This window comes from Serratia sp. 22278 (assembly GCF_052045405.1).
Lineage (GTDB): Bacteria > Pseudomonadota > Gammaproteobacteria > Enterobacterales > Enterobacteriaceae > Serratia > Serratia marcescens.
The window spans coordinates 1-339 of sequence record NZ_JBQEOW010000041.1; the positions used below are offsets into that span (position 1 = coordinate 1).

Sequence of the window (339 nt, forward strand, 5' to 3'; positions counted from 1 at the left end):
CCGAGCGGCCAAAGGGAGCAGACTGTAAATCTGCCGTCACTGACTTCGAAGGTTCGAATCCTTCCCCCACCACCATCTTCTCTTTGTTGATGAACTTGAAGCGAAAGCTGAAATATCATTAAACATCGAGGGGGAGGATGAGAAGCTTCGACAAGGTTCGAGCCGAGCGCAGCGAGACAACGCGCTTTAGCGCGGTAATCCTTAGAAGTGCACAATAGGAATTTAGCCGATTCCTTAAAAAATCAGCAAATCCATGAATACCATGGTGGGGTTCCCGAGCGGCCAAAGGGAGCAGACTGTAAATCTGCCGTCACTGACTTCGAAGGTTCGAATCCTTCC

At 49.9% G+C, this 339-nt stretch carries 1 tRNA gene; it reads left to right on the forward strand.

What is annotated here, in order from left to right:
- Window positions 1-272 precede the first annotated feature (272 nt).
- Window positions 273-339: transfer RNA gene (locus ACTJJ6_RS23615), tRNA-Tyr, on the forward strand.